Source organism: Streptomyces sp. NPDC093600, assembly GCF_044764755.1.
Classification (GTDB): Bacteria; Actinomycetota; Actinomycetes; order Streptomycetales; family Streptomycetaceae; genus Streptomyces.
In genome coordinates, this window is record NZ_JBIWIU010000010.1 from 153,723 (window position 1) to 168,821 (window position 15,099).

The 15,099-nt window shown below is 72.1% G+C and carries 18 protein-coding genes; 9 read left to right on the forward strand and 9 right to left on the reverse strand.

From position 1 onward, the window contains the following. Window positions 1–47 precede the first annotated feature (47 nt). Entirely contained in the window at window positions 48–1,172 is a 1,125-nt protein-coding gene (locus tag ACIRB4_RS23970) for a glutamate--cysteine ligase (protein ID WP_403294188.1), read from the forward strand. A 103-nt stretch (window positions 1,173–1,275) separates the two neighbouring features. Beyond that, on the forward strand, window positions 1,276–1,551 hold the full coding sequence (locus ACIRB4_RS23975; RefSeq protein WP_403294189.1) for a GlsB/YeaQ/YmgE family stress response membrane protein: 276 nt from the start codon (window positions 1,276–1,278) through the stop codon (window positions 1,549–1,551). Window positions 1,552–1,627: 76 nt separating this feature from the next. Here the strand turns inward: ACIRB4_RS23975 and ACIRB4_RS23980 are convergent, their stop codons facing one another. Together ACIRB4_RS23980 and ACIRB4_RS23985 are read right to left on the reverse strand one after the other, a co-directional pair. Then, a complete protein-coding gene (locus ACIRB4_RS23980) occupies window positions 1,628–2,245 on the reverse strand; it encodes a hypothetical protein (RefSeq protein ID WP_403294190.1) in 618 nt (205 codons plus the stop codon). A gap of 94 nt (window positions 2,246–2,339) precedes the next feature. Further along, the gene (locus tag ACIRB4_RS23985) at window positions 2,340–2,897 is read right to left on the reverse strand and encodes a hypothetical protein (RefSeq protein ID WP_403294191.1); all 558 of its coding nucleotides are present in this window, start codon (window positions 2,895–2,897) and stop codon (window positions 2,340–2,342) included. Window positions 2,898–3,127: 230 nt separating this feature from the next. Here ACIRB4_RS23985 and ACIRB4_RS23990 point away from each other — a divergent pair, with 230 nt between their 5' ends. The 3 genes from ACIRB4_RS23990 to ACIRB4_RS24000 all read left to right on the forward strand — a co-directional run bounded on the left by ACIRB4_RS23990 (window position 3,128) and on the right by ACIRB4_RS24000 (window position 5,565). Beyond that, window positions 3,128–3,601: a DUF6098 family protein gene (locus tag ACIRB4_RS23990; RefSeq protein ID WP_403294192.1), complete on the forward strand. Its 474-nt coding sequence runs from the start codon at window positions 3,128–3,130 to the stop codon at window positions 3,599–3,601. 116 nt (window positions 3,602–3,717) lie between these two features. Continuing rightward, window positions 3,718–5,046: a UDP-glucose dehydrogenase family protein gene (locus ACIRB4_RS23995; protein ID WP_403294193.1), complete on the forward strand. Its 1,329-nt coding sequence runs from the start codon at window positions 3,718–3,720 to the stop codon at window positions 5,044–5,046. Between the two features lie 105 nt (window positions 5,047–5,151). Next, window positions 5,152–5,565 carry an STAS domain-containing protein gene (locus tag ACIRB4_RS24000; protein ID WP_403294194.1) on the forward strand — a complete coding sequence of 138 codons (414 nt, stop codon included), beginning with the start codon at window positions 5,152–5,154 and terminating at the stop codon, window positions 5,563–5,565. Window positions 5,566–5,605: 40 nt separating this feature from the next. On the opposite strand, the gene ACIRB4_RS24005 is transcribed toward ACIRB4_RS24000, so the two are convergent. The 5 genes from ACIRB4_RS24005 to ACIRB4_RS24025 all read right to left on the reverse strand — a co-directional run bounded on the left by ACIRB4_RS24005 (window position 5,606) and on the right by ACIRB4_RS24025 (window position 8,120). Continuing rightward, window positions 5,606–5,806: a DUF5988 family protein gene (locus tag ACIRB4_RS24005; protein ID WP_403294195.1), complete on the reverse strand. Its 201-nt coding sequence runs from the start codon at window positions 5,804–5,806 to the stop codon at window positions 5,606–5,608. Window positions 5,807–5,870: 64 nt separating this feature from the next. Continuing rightward, window positions 5,871–6,617, reverse strand: coding sequence for a VOC family protein (locus ACIRB4_RS24010; RefSeq protein ID WP_403294321.1), 747 nt, complete (start codon window positions 6,615–6,617; stop codon window positions 5,871–5,873). Between the two features lie 154 nt (window positions 6,618–6,771). Continuing rightward, window positions 6,772–7,056, reverse strand: a complete 285-nt coding sequence (locus ACIRB4_RS24015) for an isoamylase early set domain-containing protein (protein ID WP_403294196.1) — start codon at window positions 7,054–7,056, stop codon at window positions 6,772–6,774. 134 nt (window positions 7,057–7,190) lie between these two features. After that, window positions 7,191–7,430, reverse strand: a complete 240-nt coding sequence (locus tag ACIRB4_RS24020) for a DUF6213 family protein (RefSeq protein ID WP_403294197.1) — start codon at window positions 7,428–7,430, stop codon at window positions 7,191–7,193. A 162-nt stretch (window positions 7,431–7,592) separates the two neighbouring features. Further along, the gene (locus ACIRB4_RS24025) at window positions 7,593–8,120 is read right to left on the reverse strand and encodes a hypothetical protein (RefSeq protein ID WP_403294198.1); all 528 of its coding nucleotides are present in this window, start codon (window positions 8,118–8,120) and stop codon (window positions 7,593–7,595) included. Window positions 8,121–8,362: 242 nt separating this feature from the next. On the opposite strand from ACIRB4_RS24025, the gene ACIRB4_RS24030 reads away from it, so the two are divergent. After that, entirely contained in the window at window positions 8,363–8,923 is a 561-nt protein-coding gene (locus ACIRB4_RS24030) for a hemerythrin domain-containing protein (protein WP_403294199.1), read from the forward strand. 93 nt (window positions 8,924–9,016) lie between these two features. Here ACIRB4_RS24030 and ACIRB4_RS24035 read toward each other — a convergent pair whose 3' ends face one another. After that, the gene (locus ACIRB4_RS24035) at window positions 9,017–10,648 is read right to left on the reverse strand and encodes an amidohydrolase (protein ID WP_403294200.1); all 1,632 of its coding nucleotides are present in this window, start codon (window positions 10,646–10,648) and stop codon (window positions 9,017–9,019) included. Window positions 10,649–10,799: 151 nt separating this feature from the next. On the opposite strand from ACIRB4_RS24035, the gene ACIRB4_RS24040 reads away from it, so the two are divergent. The 3 genes from ACIRB4_RS24040 to ACIRB4_RS24050 all read left to right on the forward strand — a co-directional run bounded on the left by ACIRB4_RS24040 (window position 10,800) and on the right by ACIRB4_RS24050 (window position 12,676). Continuing rightward, complete coding sequence (locus ACIRB4_RS24040; RefSeq protein WP_403294201.1) at window positions 10,800–11,564, forward strand: TetR/AcrR family transcriptional regulator; 765 nt, start codon at window positions 10,800–10,802, stop codon at window positions 11,562–11,564. Between the two features lie 10 nt (window positions 11,565–11,574). Then, window positions 11,575–12,228 carry a DUF4232 domain-containing protein gene (locus tag ACIRB4_RS24045; protein WP_403294202.1) on the forward strand — a complete coding sequence of 218 codons (654 nt, stop codon included), beginning with the start codon at window positions 11,575–11,577 and terminating at the stop codon, window positions 12,226–12,228. A 244-nt stretch (window positions 12,229–12,472) separates the two neighbouring features. Then, window positions 12,473–12,676 (forward strand): cold-shock protein, encoded by a 204-nt coding sequence (locus ACIRB4_RS24050; RefSeq protein ID WP_356889295.1) that lies wholly within the window; start codon window positions 12,473–12,475, stop codon window positions 12,674–12,676. A gap of 67 nt (window positions 12,677–12,743) precedes the next feature. On the opposite strand, the gene ACIRB4_RS24055 is transcribed toward ACIRB4_RS24050, so the two are convergent. Then, the gene (locus ACIRB4_RS24055) at window positions 12,744–15,005 is read right to left on the reverse strand and encodes a catalase (RefSeq protein ID WP_403294203.1); all 2,262 of its coding nucleotides are present in this window, start codon (window positions 15,003–15,005) and stop codon (window positions 12,744–12,746) included. Between the last annotated feature and the right edge of the window lie 94 nt (window positions 15,006–15,099).

The window sequence follows — 15,099 nt, forward strand, 5'->3', positions numbered from 1 at the left end:
GCGTGGACAGAGGCAGCAACCAAAGAGTCCGACCGAGGGGTGGAGATGTGCGCAGCGTAGGTGTGGAAGAGGAACTTCTGATCGTGGACGCGGAGAGCGGTGAGCCGCGCGCGCTCGCCGGAGCCGTCCTGGCGGCGGCGGAACGCGCCGCCGACCGCGAGAGCCGGGACGACGACCGCGACTTCGAGAAGGAGCTGCAGAAGGAACAACTGGAGTTCGCCACCAGGCCCGTGACCAGGATGGACGAGCTCCAGGAGGAGATCGTCCGGTGGCGCCGCGAGTCGGCCCGGCACGCGGATACCGTCGGCGCGGTCGTCACCGCCATGGGTACCTCGCCGCTGCCGGTGAGCCCCTCGCTGAACGTGGGGGAGCGGTACGAGTGGATGGGCCGGCAGTTCGGTCTGACCGCGCAGGAACAGCTGACCTGCGGCTGCCATGTGCACGTGTCGGTCGAGTCCGACGAGGAGGGAGTCGCCGTACTGGACCGTATGCGGCCCTGGCTCCCCGTTCTCCTGGCGATGAGCGCGAACTCGCCGTACTGGCAGGGCGAGGACAGCGGCTACGGCAGCTATCGCAGCCGGGTGTGGAACCGGTGGCCCTCGGCAGGCCCGGTGGACGTCTTCGGCTCCGCGGACCGCTACCACGAGCAGGTCAAGGCCATGCTCGACACCGGAGTGCTGCGCGACCAGGGAATGATCTACTTCGACGCGCGGCTGTCCGCGTCCTATCCCACGGTCGAGGTGCGGGTGGCGGACGTATGCCTGGACGCGTCCACGCCCGTCCTGCTGGCGGCCCTCATACGCGCCCTGGTGGAGACGTCGGCGCGCGCCTGGAGGGAAGGGGAACCGCCGCCCCGGATCGGCACGAGCCTGCTTCGGCTCGCCTCGTGGCGGGCCGGCCGCTCCGGCCTGGACGGCCCCCTGATCCACCCCGAGACGATGCTGGAGGCGCCGGCCGAGAGCGTCGTCCAGGCGCTCTACCGCCATGTGGAGCGGGCCCTGGAGGATCTGGGCGACGCCGAGCGGGTCCGGAAGGGAATCGCCGACCTGTTGGCACGGGGCAACGGCGCCCGCGTCCAGCGCGAGCTGCTGCGCACGGAGGGCAGCCTCGCCGCGGTGGTCGCCGGCTGCGCACGCATCACCACGGCCGGAGCGGACGGTTCGCCGTCATGAGGGGCGTCTCGGGGGCGATCCACGCGTTTGGATCCGGCCGTGGCGCGCATCCGATGGAGGAAGGAAAACGAGGCAGGACGCCAAGCCCTGAAGGAGGACCACCATGGGCATCATCGCCTGGATAGTCATCGGACTGCTGGCCGGTCTGATCGCCAAGGCTCTCATGCCGGGCCGGGACCCCGGCGGGCTCATCATCACCATGCTGATCGGCATCGCCGGCGGGCTGCTCGGCGGCTGGCTGGGCAAGGTGCTCTTCGGTGTCGAGTCGATCGACGGCTTCTTCGAACTGTCCACCTGGATCGCGGCGATCATCGGCTCGATGATCCTGCTCGCCCTCTACCGGCTGTTCACCGGTGGGCGCACACGCCGGCACGCCTGACGTTGCCGGTGAGGACCGCGAGGGGGCCGGCCCCCGCCCGTCGGGCGGGGGCCGGCCCCTCTCCTTGTCCTTCCGCCTATTTCGTCAGGAGCCGGTTGAAGAACGACCGGTACTGCCGCAGGGCCATCCGCAACCTCTCCGTGTCGGCCTGCTCGCCCTGGTTCCACTGGCCTTCCAGGCCCTTCTTGTGGTCGGCGAAGGTCTCGGCCAGCGTCCGCATGACGTCCGCGACGAGGCCGTCGGCCGAGTGGACGGCCTCGCGCGGGTCGTCCACGAACTGGTTCTGGATCTCCTGCCAGCGGGAGCGGAACGCGTCCACGTCCTGCGCCGACAGCAGCTCCGGGACGTCTTCGTCGGACGTTCCCCCGGCCGTGCCGCCTGCGGTCCCGCCTGCGGTCTCGGCCGTGGTCACACCCGCGGTCTCCTCGGAGGGCCGGTCCGCGGTCTCGCCAGAGGGCTCACCCCGGGTCTCCGCAGCGGTCTCGCCGGAGGGCTCGCCCGGAGTCTCGCCGTAGGGCTCGCCCAGTGTCGCGTCCGCCGTCGTCTCGTCGGTGGTTCGTGCCGCCTCGCCCGGGTACGCAGGCGCTTCGGGTTCCTGCCCGGCGCCTGCCGCCTCCGGGTCACCGAAGCCGGCGATGTCCTCGGTCGTCAGGCCGCTCTCGTCGGCCCGGTCCGGCATGTCGTTGTGCTGCATGACGTCTCCTCGTCATGACGTCGCTTCGTGATGACGCCGCCTCGTAGGTCCGTCCTCCGCCGTCCGCCCCCGGTCGTCCGCTTCCGCGGACGGATCAGGAACCGGTTGAGTCGGACCGGTGGCCCTCGGCGAGCAACTCGTCGAACAGCGCCCGGTAGTGCACCATCGCCCCGCGCAGCTGCTCGGTGGTGGCCTGCTGACGGGTGCTGAGCGCGTTGATCTCGTGGGCGGCCCGGTAGTGCTCCAGCGTGCGGCCGTGTTCGACGGAGAGGTCCCGCACCTGCTGGTCGAAGTCCTCGGTGGGATAGCCGCGCGCCTTCATGAGCGCGGTCACGAGCCGGTCGGCGTCGTGGACCGCTTCCTGCGGGCGGTCGACGAACTCCTCCTGCACGCCGTTCCACTCCCGTGCGTACCTGTCCCGTTCGCTGCTCTGCAGGGGCCGCAGTTCGAGCGAATCGTGGCGCTTCTCGCGCTCGGCGAGTTCCCGCTCGGCGGCCCTGCGGCTGCCGGCGTCCTCGACGGTCCGTTCGTACTCCGGCCCGAAGCGGTCCTGGAGGCGGCGGCGTCGTCGTGCGGCCACCAGCGCCACGGCGATCAGTGCGATCACCACCACGGCGGGGATGATGATGGCGAGTAGCGTCCCTGTTGACATCGGGGCCGCCCCCTCGGTCGATTCCGGGTACGTCTGTCAGCGGCGCTGCTGCCCGTTCGGGACCGGCCGAAACGGGGTACCGTACGCCAACCTCGGGCGCGGGTGGAAACGGCTACGGGCCCCCCGCCGGATCCCACGGGCGGCGGCCGCGTGGGCCCCGCGCCGGACCGCCTGACAGGGACCTCCCGAAGCCACGCGTAACGCCGGACGGGCCCGGGTAGCCGCCGTCCATGAACGACCCCGACGACCTGACCGCCGCACCCGACCTGCCCGTCATCGGATCGCTGGACGAGCTCGCCGGATTCCTCTCCGCCCGCAGCGGGCTGTACATCAGGTGGTCCCGGGGCCCGGCCGTCGACCTTGCGCAGAAGGGCAGCCGCGACGGGCTCACGGGCCTCGAACTCCCCGGGCTCTCAGCCAACCCGCTCGACGCCGAGCCGTGGTGGGAGGACCGGCCGCTCCGCCTCTGGGCGGCGCGCCGCCTCCACGACTACTCCCACCTGCCCCGCGAACGCGGACCCGGCGTCCGCCCCTGGCTGCTGCGCGGCACCGAGGCGGGGCGGGGGCCCGACAACGAGCCGCTGGTGCGCGACGTCGCACCGATCGGCTGGGTGGCCGACGCCGTCATCAAGGAGGCCGAGGCCGTCGTGAACGGCCAGAACGGCGCCTGGGGCCCGATGCGCCGCCATTCCGGGGCGGACTGAGACGAGGCCCGCCCGCACCGCTCCCGTACCAGGTAGGGCCATCAAAACAGGCCGCCCCGTCACCGTTCGTGCTCTCGTGGGAGGAGAAGGAATGGGCGAGCCCCGAGGGAGCGGCGATGCGGGCAGCGGTGGTGGGTCAGGGCTACGTAGGTGTGACGGGTGCCGTCGCCTTGGCACAGCAGGGGCACCGGGTCTTCGGAGTGGAACAGGACGCGGAGCGGCTCGCGTGCCTGCGCTCCGGTGAGCCCCCGGTCGTCGAGCCCGGCCTGGTCGAGCAGATGACGGCGGTGCTGCGCACCGGCCGGCTCGACTTCGTCGAGGACCTCCCCGACGCGGTCGTCGCCGACCCGCTCGACGCGGTGCTGATCTGCGTCGGGACCCCGCCCGCCGCCGACGGCACGGCGAACCTCTCCCAGGTCCTGGCAGCGGTCGGCGAGGCCGCCGAACTGGCGGGGGCGCCGCTGGTGGTGCTCAAGTCGACCGTTCCGCCCGGCACCAGCGACATGCTGCTCGGCGAGTACCCGGAGCTGCGGCAGCGGTTCGTCTGCAACCCCGAGTTCCTCAATCAGGGCAGTGCCCTCGACGACTGGCAGTCCCCGGCCCGGATCGTCGCCGGGGCGCACCACCCGGCCGCCCTCGACCGGCTGCGCGAGCTGTACCGGTCGGTGACCTGCCCCTGGGTGACCTCCACGCCCGCCGGCGCGGAAATGATCAAGTACGCGAGCAACGCCTTCCTCGCCACCAAGATCAGTTTCGCCAACGAGCTGGCCCGACTGTGCACCGGACCCGACATCAACATCGACCACGTGATCCAGGGCGTGGGCCTCGATCCGCGCATCGGCCACGCCCTGCTCCAGCCCGGAACCGGCTACGGCGACTCCTGCCTGCCCAAGGACACCACCGCGCTCTCCCGCTGGGCAGCGGAGCGCGGCATCCCGACGCCCCTCCTGGACGCCACCGTCCAGACCAACCTCCAGCAGCCCGGCGCCATCCTGCGGCTGCTCAAGGAGAGCGTCGGCGGAGATCTGAGCGGGGTGGAGGTCGCAGTCCTCGGCGTCCGGTACGAGCCCTGGAGCGACGACCTCAGGGCCGCGCCCAGCCGTACCCTCCTGCCCCTGCTCCAGGAACACGGCGCCGCCGTACGGCTCTGGGACCCCGGACTCACCCCGGACGAACTGCGGCACCTCTCGCCCCGGGCCGAACCGCACACCGCCCTGCGCGCGGCCGTCGCCGGTGCCCAGGCCGCCCTCGTGCTCACCGAGTGGCCCCAGGTCGTCGAAGCCGACTGGGACGACCTCGCCTCCCGGATGGCGGAGCCCCGGGTCGTGGTCGACGCCAAGAACTGCCTGCCGCCCGTCCTGATGCACCGGGTCCCGGTCGTCTACCGGGGGATCGGCAACCGCCGCCCCACGACGGAACTCGCCCCCACGGAGACCGTCGGCTGACGCCGGAGGTCCGGTGGGGGAGAGGCGACGAGGGGACGGCGGTCCCGCGGAGTGGGAGAATCGAGGCGAGCCGTCGAGTGGCTCCCCTCCTCCGGCGAGGCAGCCATGAGCACACCGCACAACCCACCTCGCAACGCCGACCGGCGTCTCGTCACCCTGACCGACCGCCGGACGTACACCGAGCCCAGCGGCAGGGCCCGGGTCGTCCGCTCGGCCGGGGTGGTCCCCGGCCTCCGCGTACTGAGGGCGTCGGGGGAGTTCGACATCGACACCGTGAGCTGTCTGCGTCAGGCGCTCGCGGACTGCCGTGCCGCCGGAGAGGTCCGCACGGTCCTCGACCTGTCCCAGGTCGAGTTCGGGGACTCCACGTTCCTGCATCTGCTGATCGCCGCCCACGACCAGCACGAACGCCTCGTCCTGGCCGGCCCCTTCCCGCACCATCTGCGCCGGCTCTTCCGGCTCACGGGCGTCGAACAGGTCCTCGACCTCGCGCCCGACCTCGGCACGGCATGCCGCTGAGCGGTCGTGGGATCCCCGTCGCTCCGCGTCGCCCGCCCCATCACTCCGCGATCTCGGTGCGTTCCCACCACTCGTAGACCGGAAGCTGCCCCTCAGGGCTGTCCTGGCGCCGCGCCGTGGCCCTGAAGTGCTCGTAGCCGCCACGGTGCGGAATCTTGAGGTCCTCGTCCGGGGCGGTGAGGGTGACGATGCGCTCCCGCAGATCGTCCGGGCCGCCCTCCAGTGCTGCCTTGTTCGCCATGTCCTCAGTCTTCCCACCCACCGCGCGCCCCGCATGTCGGGCGCGGCCTGCGCGGGCCGTCCGCTCAGGCGGGCACCGGCCCGGCGGCGGTGGCGAGACCGAACAGCGCGCCGTCGGGGTCGCGCAGCGTGACGCCGCGGGTCAGCGGATCGACCGGGCTGTCGGAGAGGGTCCGGCCGCCGAGCCCCTGGGCCGTCTTGACGGCGGTTTCGATGTCGGGGACCCGGAAGTGGACGTGCCAGCGGGGACGGACGCGCGGGTCGGGGGCCTCCGCCAGAGCCCCGCTGTGCAGCCGGGCCACCGTCTGCCGGCCGTGGCGCAACAGGATGTTGTTGTCCTCCTCCACGTACATGACCTCGCAGCAGCCGGGCTGGTCACAGGCCCACTCAAGGACCTCGCCGTAGAAGATGGCGGCGTCGAAAGCGTCCCTGGTACGGAGTTCGAGCCAGGCCGGAGCGGCTTCGTCCCCCATGCCCCAGTCGGGGATGGCGCTGCCCTGCCAGATCCCGAAGGTGGCCCCTTCGCGGTCGGCTGCGAGCGCCGCGCGGCCGGTGCCGAAGGAGAGGGGCCCGACGGCCACGGTCCCGCTGCGTTCGAGGATGCGCGCGGCGGTGGCGTCGGCGTCCTCGACGGCGAAGTAGGGGGTCCAGGCCACGGGGATCGAGAGCGTGGGCGCCAGCGCGCCGATGCCGGCGACCGGGACGCCGTCGCTGAAACCGATGGAGAACCCGTCCCCGAGGTGGGCGGCGCGGAACTCCCACCCCAGAACGGCGCGGTAGAAGTCCTGGGTGGCGCGGAGGTCCGGGGCCATGAGGCTGACCCAGCACGGTGCCCCGAACGTCTCGTGACTCGAAGTCGACACGACAGTCACCTCATCCGCCTCACAGGACCCGTGAACCCCTCCCACGGTACTCGCGGCAGCGCGCCGACAGGGCGCGCGCGGCTCGGGAGGGGTCCGCAGCGGCTCAGGTACGCACGAGGCTGTTCGGCCCTTCCAGCGCGTCGGCCCCCTCGTCGTTGAACCAGTAGTCGCCCGCGGCCAGGTAACGGAAGGCGTGCGTGCTCTCCCCCGGCAGGGTGACCGTGACGGCCCGGGTGCCGTCCTTGCGCGGTTGGAGCAGATGCGTGCCGGGCCTCCAGCCGTTGAAGTCACCGACGACGCTGACCGGCCCGGGCGGTGTGTCCGCCGGCAGGACGAAGGTGACCTCGGTGTGCGGCTTGCCGCCCTTGCGGCGCTTGCGTTCGAGCATGGGATGGGCTCCTGCCAGTCGGAAGGCGTGGGGCACATCCTCGTACCGGGGCGGGTCGCCCGCGTGCCGACACGGCGGAGAGGCCACTCGGGCGGGGGAGCGCCGGACGACGGGGCGGTCGCCCGGGGCCGTGCTCAGGCCCCGTCGTCCTTCTCCGACGCGAACCCGATGCATTCCACGTCGACCTGATCGGCGAGCTCGGTCAGCACGGCCGCCAGGTCGCGAATGGTCTGTTCGTCACCGCGCATCTCCCCGGAGCTGCCCGACCGCACCCAGTCGGCGGCGAGGCCGCGCAGCAGGGCGGTGACATGACCGGCCGGAATGAGCAGACCCCCGTCGGCGGTGGGAACCAGCGGTATGGACATCTGGATCATGAAACCGCCTCCCGTGGTGCGCTGGTGTCTGAGGGGAGCGTTGCCGACAGATCGCGTACCAAACCCGATGCACCGGCAAATCTCGAACACCAACCCGCGGGCTCAGGCTCTCAGCCCGGCTCTCAGGCCCGGCGCTCATCTTCGGTCCCCAGGCTCCGGTCCTCAGGCCGGGAGGGTGCTCCCGGCTGCCTGGAGGCGGGTCAGCAGCTGCGCGCGATGGAGGTCGGCTATCGGCGCGAGGAAGTCGGGATGGCGCAGCAGACCGGCCGCCCGGCGGTCCTGCTCGCCCGGCTCGGTCAGACGCCGGAAGGCGACGGGCGCTGCCTCCCCGCGCTCCGCGCGGACGGCTTCGGCCGCGGCGGAAGCCAGGGCGGGCGAGCCCAGCAGGCACGCCGCCCAGCTGGCCACCACCTCGTCGACCCAGGTGCGCCAGGCGTCCGTGTCCTCCGGCCGGGTGCCGTCCGCTCCGGTGATCCAGTCCAGGCGGGAGGTGCCCCCGGGGCCGGACAGGGCGACCAGCTCCATGTCCAGGTCCGTCGGGTAGCGAAGCCAGGCCGCCACGGTCACCGCCTGCCGGGCCTGCGCCTCTGCAAGACCGCGCTGCAGCGCCCCCGGCCCGGACGGATAGGCGCGGTTGAGCCACTGCGTCGTCGCCGCTATGAGCGGTGACAGAAGGGAATCTGCGGGCACGGGCTGACCATCCGGACGGATCGGGGAGCGGAAACGCCTGCACCATAACCGGCCCGACTCCCCTCCTGAAATGGCGCAGATCACGCGAGAAACGGCGCGACCGAACCACCGGTGATCATCGCCGACGCGCGACACCCGAAATGAGGGGCGGCGACACGCTGAATGAGGCGTAATGCGCGCCCCCACTTGCCGACCGCGTTTCATTGGGAATCCCACGGAGGCAACGCGAAAAGGAGAAACGCATGGGACACGGCGGCGACGTCATCGCAGAGCTCACCACCGACCACGAAGAGGTCGAAGAGCTGTTCACCAATATCGAGGAACTTCCCTCGGGTGACCCGCGCAGAAAGCAGTACGCCGACCAGGCCACCATGGAATTGGTCCGGCATTCCGTCGCGGAGGAGTCCTACCTCTACCCGGCCGTCCGCGAGCACCTTCCCCAGGGCTCCGACATCGCCGACAAGGAGCTCCAGGACCACGCCGCCGCCGAGCGCACGATGAAGGATCTGGAGGGCTGTGACGCCGATGATCCGCGGTTCGACGAGCTGATCATCAAGCTGATGAACGAGATCCGGGCACACATTGCCGACGAGGAGAACAACCTCTTCCCCCGGCTGCGGGAGATGTGCTCGGCCGAGATGCTCGACGAACTCGGCGACAAGGTCCGCCAGGCCAAGAAGATGGCGCCGACCCGGCCGCACCCGTCCGCCCCCGACACCCCGCCGGCCAACAAGCTGCTCGCCCCCGGCGTCGGCATGGTCGACCGTCTGCGCGACGCGATGAGCGGACGCGGCAAGGGCTGAGGCAAGGGCCGAGACAGGGCGCGGAGGGGCCCGGCGGACGCGATCCGCCGGGCCCCTCCTCGCGTTCCCGCCACCGGCGTCGTCCCACTCGCCTCACTCGCCGAAGACGCGCTCCCCACCGACGTACGTCGCCTCCACGCGCAGGGAGGCGAGGGCCGACGGATCCACCGTGTACGGATCGCGGTCGAGGACGATCAGGTCCGCGAGGTGGCCGGGCCGCAGCACGCCGGTGTCGTCGAGCCGGTTCACGTACGCGGAGCCCGCCGTGTAGGCGGCGAGGGCGGTGGTCAGGCCGAGCCGCTGCCGGGGCAGGAACGGGGGCATGTCGCCGTCCGGCAGGATCCGGTTGACCGCGACGTGGATGCCTTCCAGGGGATCGGCCGAGCTGACGGGCCAGTCGCTCCCGGCCGCCAGCGCGGCGCCCGCGCGGTGCAGGTCGCCGAAGGGGTACTGCCAGTCGGCGAGTTCGCCGCCGAGGAAGGGCGTGGTCAGCTCGTCCAGCTGCGGCTCGTGGGCCGCCCACAGCGGCTGGAGGTTGGCGACCGCCCCGAGCCCCGCGAAGCGCGGCACGTCGGCCGGGTGGACGACCTGGAGATGGGCGAGATGGTGCCGGTTCCCGCGTGGCCCGTTGGCGCTCCGGGCGGCCTCGACCGCGTCCAGGGCCTCGCGCACGGCCCGGTCGCCCAGCGCGTGGAAGTGGACCTGGAAGTCCAGCGCGTCGAGCTCGGTCACGTACCCGCGCAGTGCCACCGGGTCGACGAAGCTGAGGCCGGAGTTGGAGGTGGCGCAGCCGCAGGAGTCCTTGTACGGCGCGGACATGGCGGCCGTGTGGTTCTCGGCGATGCCGTCCTGCATGATCTTGACGGTCTCCGCCCTGAACCGGCCGGCCCGCAGCGTCTCGCGGCGCTCGACGAGCCGGGGGATCTGCTCCGCGCCGGCGTCCCGGTCCCACCACAGGGAGCCGTTGACCCGGGCCGTGAGCAGTCCGCGCCGGGCCGCGGTGTGGTAGGCCGGGGAGACGTCCGGGTGGCCTCCGTACGCGCCGAGCAGGGCGTCCTGCCAGGCGGTGATGCCGTACGAGTGCAGCAGCCGCTGGGCGCGCAGCAGCCCGTCCAGCAGGTCCTCCTCCGTGGGCCGCGGGGCCGCCCTGCCGACGAGTTCGACGGCGCCCTCCTGCAACATTCCCGAGGGGATGCCGTCGGCCTCGCGCTCGATGCGCCCGTCGGCGGGGTCGGGGGTCGACGCGGTCACTCCGGCCAGTTCCAGCGCGCGGGTGTTCGCCCAGGCGCCGTGGTGGTCCCGGTTGGCCAGCAGGACGGGCCGGTCGGGCACGAGGTCGTCGAGCAGGTGCCGGGTCGGCATGCCGCCGGGGAAGCTCTCCATCGACCAGCCGCCCCCGGTGATCCACGGACGCTCGGGGTGGGCGGCGGCGTAGGCCGCGATCCGCCGCCGGTACTCGGCCACGTCCGTCGTTCCCGTCAGGTCGCAGGCGCCCAGTTCGAGCCCGCCGAACACGGCGTGCACATGAGCGTCCTGGAAGCCGGGCAGCACCGCGCGCCCCGCCAGATCGACCACCCGCGTGTCCGGCCCGATCAGCTCGCGCACCTCCTCGCCGCCGACCGCCGTGATGCGTTGCCCGGTCACGGCGAGCGCCGTGGCGCCGGTGCGCACGGGGTCCATGGTGATCACGGAGCCTGAGGTGAAGACGAGATCCGCGTGGCTCATCAGAGGGGGTCCTCCTGGAAAGGGACGGGTCGGCGTGCCGACGGGTCGGCAGCGTGGCAGTCGGGCGCCGGTGAAGTCAACAGCGTTGACAACATCGTTCACTCCGGGCGGGGCGGCACAATGGAGCCGTCCGGAGCGAGGGGAGTGCGCAGTGGCGTCACGTACGGGGAAGCAGACCGCGACCGCGAAGGGCGCAGCCGCCCCCTCGGGCCGTCCCAGGCCCTCCCTCAGCCCCCGTGTCATCGTCGAGGCCTGCCTCCGGCTCCTGGACGCCGAAGGCGCCGACGCCCTGACGTTCCGGCGGATCGGCGCCCGCCTCGGCGCCGACCCGACCGCCCTCTACCGGCACTTCCGCAACAAGGACGATCTGCTGCTCGCGGTGGCGGACCATCTGCTCGAAGAGAGCATCGAGGGCTTCGAGCCCTCCGAGGACTGGCGGGAGACCCTGCGGACGCTGTTCATCCGCAACCGCAAGGTCTATCTCGCGCACCCGCGCGCCGCCGTACTGGCCACCGTCCGCATCACCCGACGGCCCGCCGAGATGCGAGTGATCGAGACGATCCTCGCCGCCCTCGCCGACGCCGGCTTCCCGCCCGACCAGGCCGTACGCCACTACCGCGCGCTGGTCGACTTCGTGCTCGGCTGGTCGTGCATGGACGCCACCTACTCCACGCTCGACCCCCGCGCGCGTGACGCCGACGAGTCCGCCTGGACCGGCGCGTACGCCGCCGTGCCCGCCGCCACCCACCCCCACATCGCGGCGGCAGCCCCCTACTTGGCATCGGTGGAGGACGACGCCAACTTCGGGTTCGCGCTCGACCTGATGCTCGACGCCATCGCGGCCCGCGCCCCCGCGCCGGACCTGGCCGGCGCGGAGGGGACCCCGGCGGGCCGGAGCGGCGACGAACGCGTGTGATGATCATGGCATGACCGGCATACCACCCGTACGGCGCACGCTCCTCCTGGTGGCTCTCGCCGCCCTCGCCCCGGGCTGCGGCCTCGCCGCCGAGATCGACCGCGAGGTGGACCCCGCCAGGACCCGGACCGCGACACCGCCCCGGCCCTCCGCCACCGGCGCCCCCTCGCCCGCCGTACGGCCCGGAGCCTCCACCCCCGCCGCGCCGGACCCCGCCGCCACCGCCGTCGAGGAGTGCCCGCCCTCCGGCCTACGGGTGTCCACCGGCGCGGTGAACGCGTCCATGGGACTGCGCGCCATGCCGGTCACGCTCACCCGCTGCGGTACGGGCGAACAGCGGCTGAACGGCTACCCGGACGTACGGGTACGGGACGTCGAGGGCCGGCCCATGGACGTGACCGTCCTGAAGGGACCGGAACCCATCACGAGCCTCGACGACCCGGGACCGCACCCCGTGACCCTGAGGCCGGGCGAGTCGGCGCGCAGCGTCTTCGTCTGGCGGTACTCCGCCGTCGACGCGGCGACCCTGCGCGGGAGCGGCGTCCACGTCGACATCGCCCCCGCCGCGGGGGCGCCGCGCCAGACCGTTCAGCCGGACGGCGGACTGGACATCGGCGAGACGGGACTGCTCGGCACGACCGCCTGGAAGAAGGTCCAGGACTAGCTCCGACGTGGGCGAACGGCGCCGCCGGCACGTCCATGGCGAGGGAAACGACGTCCACGACGAAACCGTTGCTCTCTGGCAACAAGCGGTTCCGCCGTGTAGCGTCGTCCTCAGATGTCGTGGTTCGCAAACCCGGCGCCCGTGCTTCGGTGCGGGCGCTTTGCCGTGCAGTGCCTGAGGACCAGGGCGATCACCTCCGGGTCCGCGCGGTGCGGTCCCGACATCGAATGGAGAGGCAACACCCATGGCCAGCGGAACCGTGAAGTGGTTCAACTCGGAGAAGGGCTTCGGCTTCATCGCCCAGGACGGCGGCGGCCCGGACGTCTTCGCACACTACTCCAACATCAACTCCACGGGCTTCCGTGAGCTTCAGGAAGGCCAGGCCGTCACCTTCGACGTGACCCAGGGCCAGAAGGGCCCGCAGGCCGAGAACATCACGGTCGCCTGACACCTCGTCCGTCCCCGCCGCGACGCGGCAGGTCCCCGGAGCCGACGCTCCGGGGACCGGGCGGACCTCAGATCGACGCGGGGAACCGCTGCCAGACCCGGTGACCCGCCAGAAGCCGGACCAGCTCCTCCCACACGCCCTCCCGGCCGTCCCCGAGGACGACTCCCGGGGCGTCGGCGGGCAGACGGGCGGCTTCCAGAGCCGTACCGGCCCCCGCCGTGCCGCCGATGGCCTTCCCGTGCCGGTACGCCTCCGTGAGGAGCAGCAGCACCCGCGGGTCGACCGGTGTCGCGTCCGCCGGAAGATGGCCGGCCTTCGCGTCCCGCGCGCCCGTCGCGTCCAGTCCCGGCGCCGGTGCGCCGACCACGAAGAGCGCGTCGCACTCGGTGGAGCGCGCGGTGGCGTAGGTGCGCTGCACCGTGACCGACTCGCCGTCGGCGTGGAGCGTGCCACCCGTCGGCGCGATGACCAGCGGGACCATCCCAGCCTCCAGCGCGGCCGCACGGGCCGAGCGCACATCGGACGAGGCGCCGTTCCCGTCGGTGACGATGCCGATCACGCGCCCGCTCAGCGGCCATGTCCGCCCCAGCTGCGAGAGCGCGGGACTGGGCTCCGCCGCGGCGAGCGGCACCGTGGCGGGCGGCACGGGGAGCCCGAGCCCGGTCGCGACCCCTTCGCACAGCACCGGGTCGATATTGGCCAGCACCGCCAGTGCCCGTTCCTTGATGGCCTGTTCGTAGCACTTGTTCAACTCGAAGGTGTACGCGGCGATGATGTGCTCGCGCTCCGTCGGCGTCATGCTCAGCCAGAAGAGCCGGGGCTGGCTGAAGTGGTCCGAGAACGACTCCGGCGCCTCGCGCCCCTTGACCGAGGACGGCACGGGGACCGGCGTCTCGATGTACGCGCCGGTGTCCGCCCCCGCCAGGAACGGGCAGCCTCCGTCGAGCGAGTTCGGCCGGTAGGGCGCCGCACCGGTGTGCACCGCCGTCTGGTGCATGCCGTCACGCAGCATGTCGTTGACGGGCGCGTGCGGACGGTTGATCGGGATCTGGGCGAAGTTGGGGCCGCCGAGGCGGCTGATCTGAGTGTCCAGATAGGAGAAGAGCCGGCCGGCGAGCAGCGGGTCGTCGGTGATGTCGATGCCCGGGACGAGATGGCCGGGATGGAAGGCGACCTGTTCGGTCTCGGCGAAGAAGTTCTTCGTGTTGGCGTTGAGCGTCAGCAGACCGACCGGACGCACCGGAGCCAGTTCCTCCGGCACGATCTTCGTCGGGTCGAGGAGGTCGATGCCCTCGAAGGTCTGCTCCGGGGTGTCGGGGAACGTCTGGATCCCCAGCTCCCACTGCGGGAAGGCGCCGGCCTCGATGGCGTCGAAGAGGTCCCGCCGGTGGAAGTCGGGGTCCATCCCGCCGACGATCTGCGCCTCCTCCCACACCAGGGAGTGCACGCCGAGCTTCGGCTTCCAGTGGAACTTGACCAGCGTCGTACCGCCCTCGGCGTCGACCAGCCGGAAGGTGTGGACGCCGAAGCCCTCCATCATGCGGTAGGACCGGGGGATGCCGCGGTCGGACATGTTCCAGAGCGTGTGGTGGGTCGCCTCCGTGTGGAGGGTCACGAAGTCCCAGAAGGTGTCGTGGGCGCTCTGCGCCTGCGGGATCTCCCGGCCGGGATGCGGCTTGCCGGCGTGGATGATGTCGGGGAACTTGACCGCGTCCTGGATGAAGAACACCGGGATGTTGTTGCCGACGAGGTCGAAGGTCCCCTCCTCGGTGTAGAACTTCGTCGCGAACCCGCGGGTGTCCCGCACCGTGTCGGCGGAGCCGCGCGACCCGAGCACCGTGGAGAACCGTACGAACACCGGCGTCTCGACCTCCTCGGCGAGGAACGCCGCCTTGGTCACCCGGCTCGCCGTCCCGTAGCTCTGGAAGACGCCGTGGGCGCCCGCGCCCCGCGCGTGCACCACCCGTTCGGGGATCCGTTCATGGTCGAAGTGGGTGATCTTCTCCCGTAGGTGATGGTCCTGGAGGAGCACCGGACCGCGCGGCCCGGCCTTGAGGGAGTGGTCCGACTCGTACAGCCTCGCCCCCTGCGCCGTGGTCAGGTACGAACCGCTCTGCGCGGAGCGGGCGGGGTCCTCGCCCGTCGCCTGGCCGGTGGGGCCGACCGTCTCCGGCCCGCTCTGGTCAGGCTTGGGCGGCGGCGGTCCATGGGGAGCGGTGGGTTCCCGGAGCGAGGGCGGCTCGGCGGCGGGGCGCCCGGGGACGACCGCCCCCGGCTGGTCGCGGCCGGAGGCGGCCGGCTGTTCCTGGGCTGGACGGTTCTCGGTCATGGGGCTCTCCTGGGTGCGGGCAGCCGTGCGGGAAGGCCGACGGAAGGGCCGGCCGGACACATGCGCGAGGGTTGGGCCGTACGGGGGTGAAAGC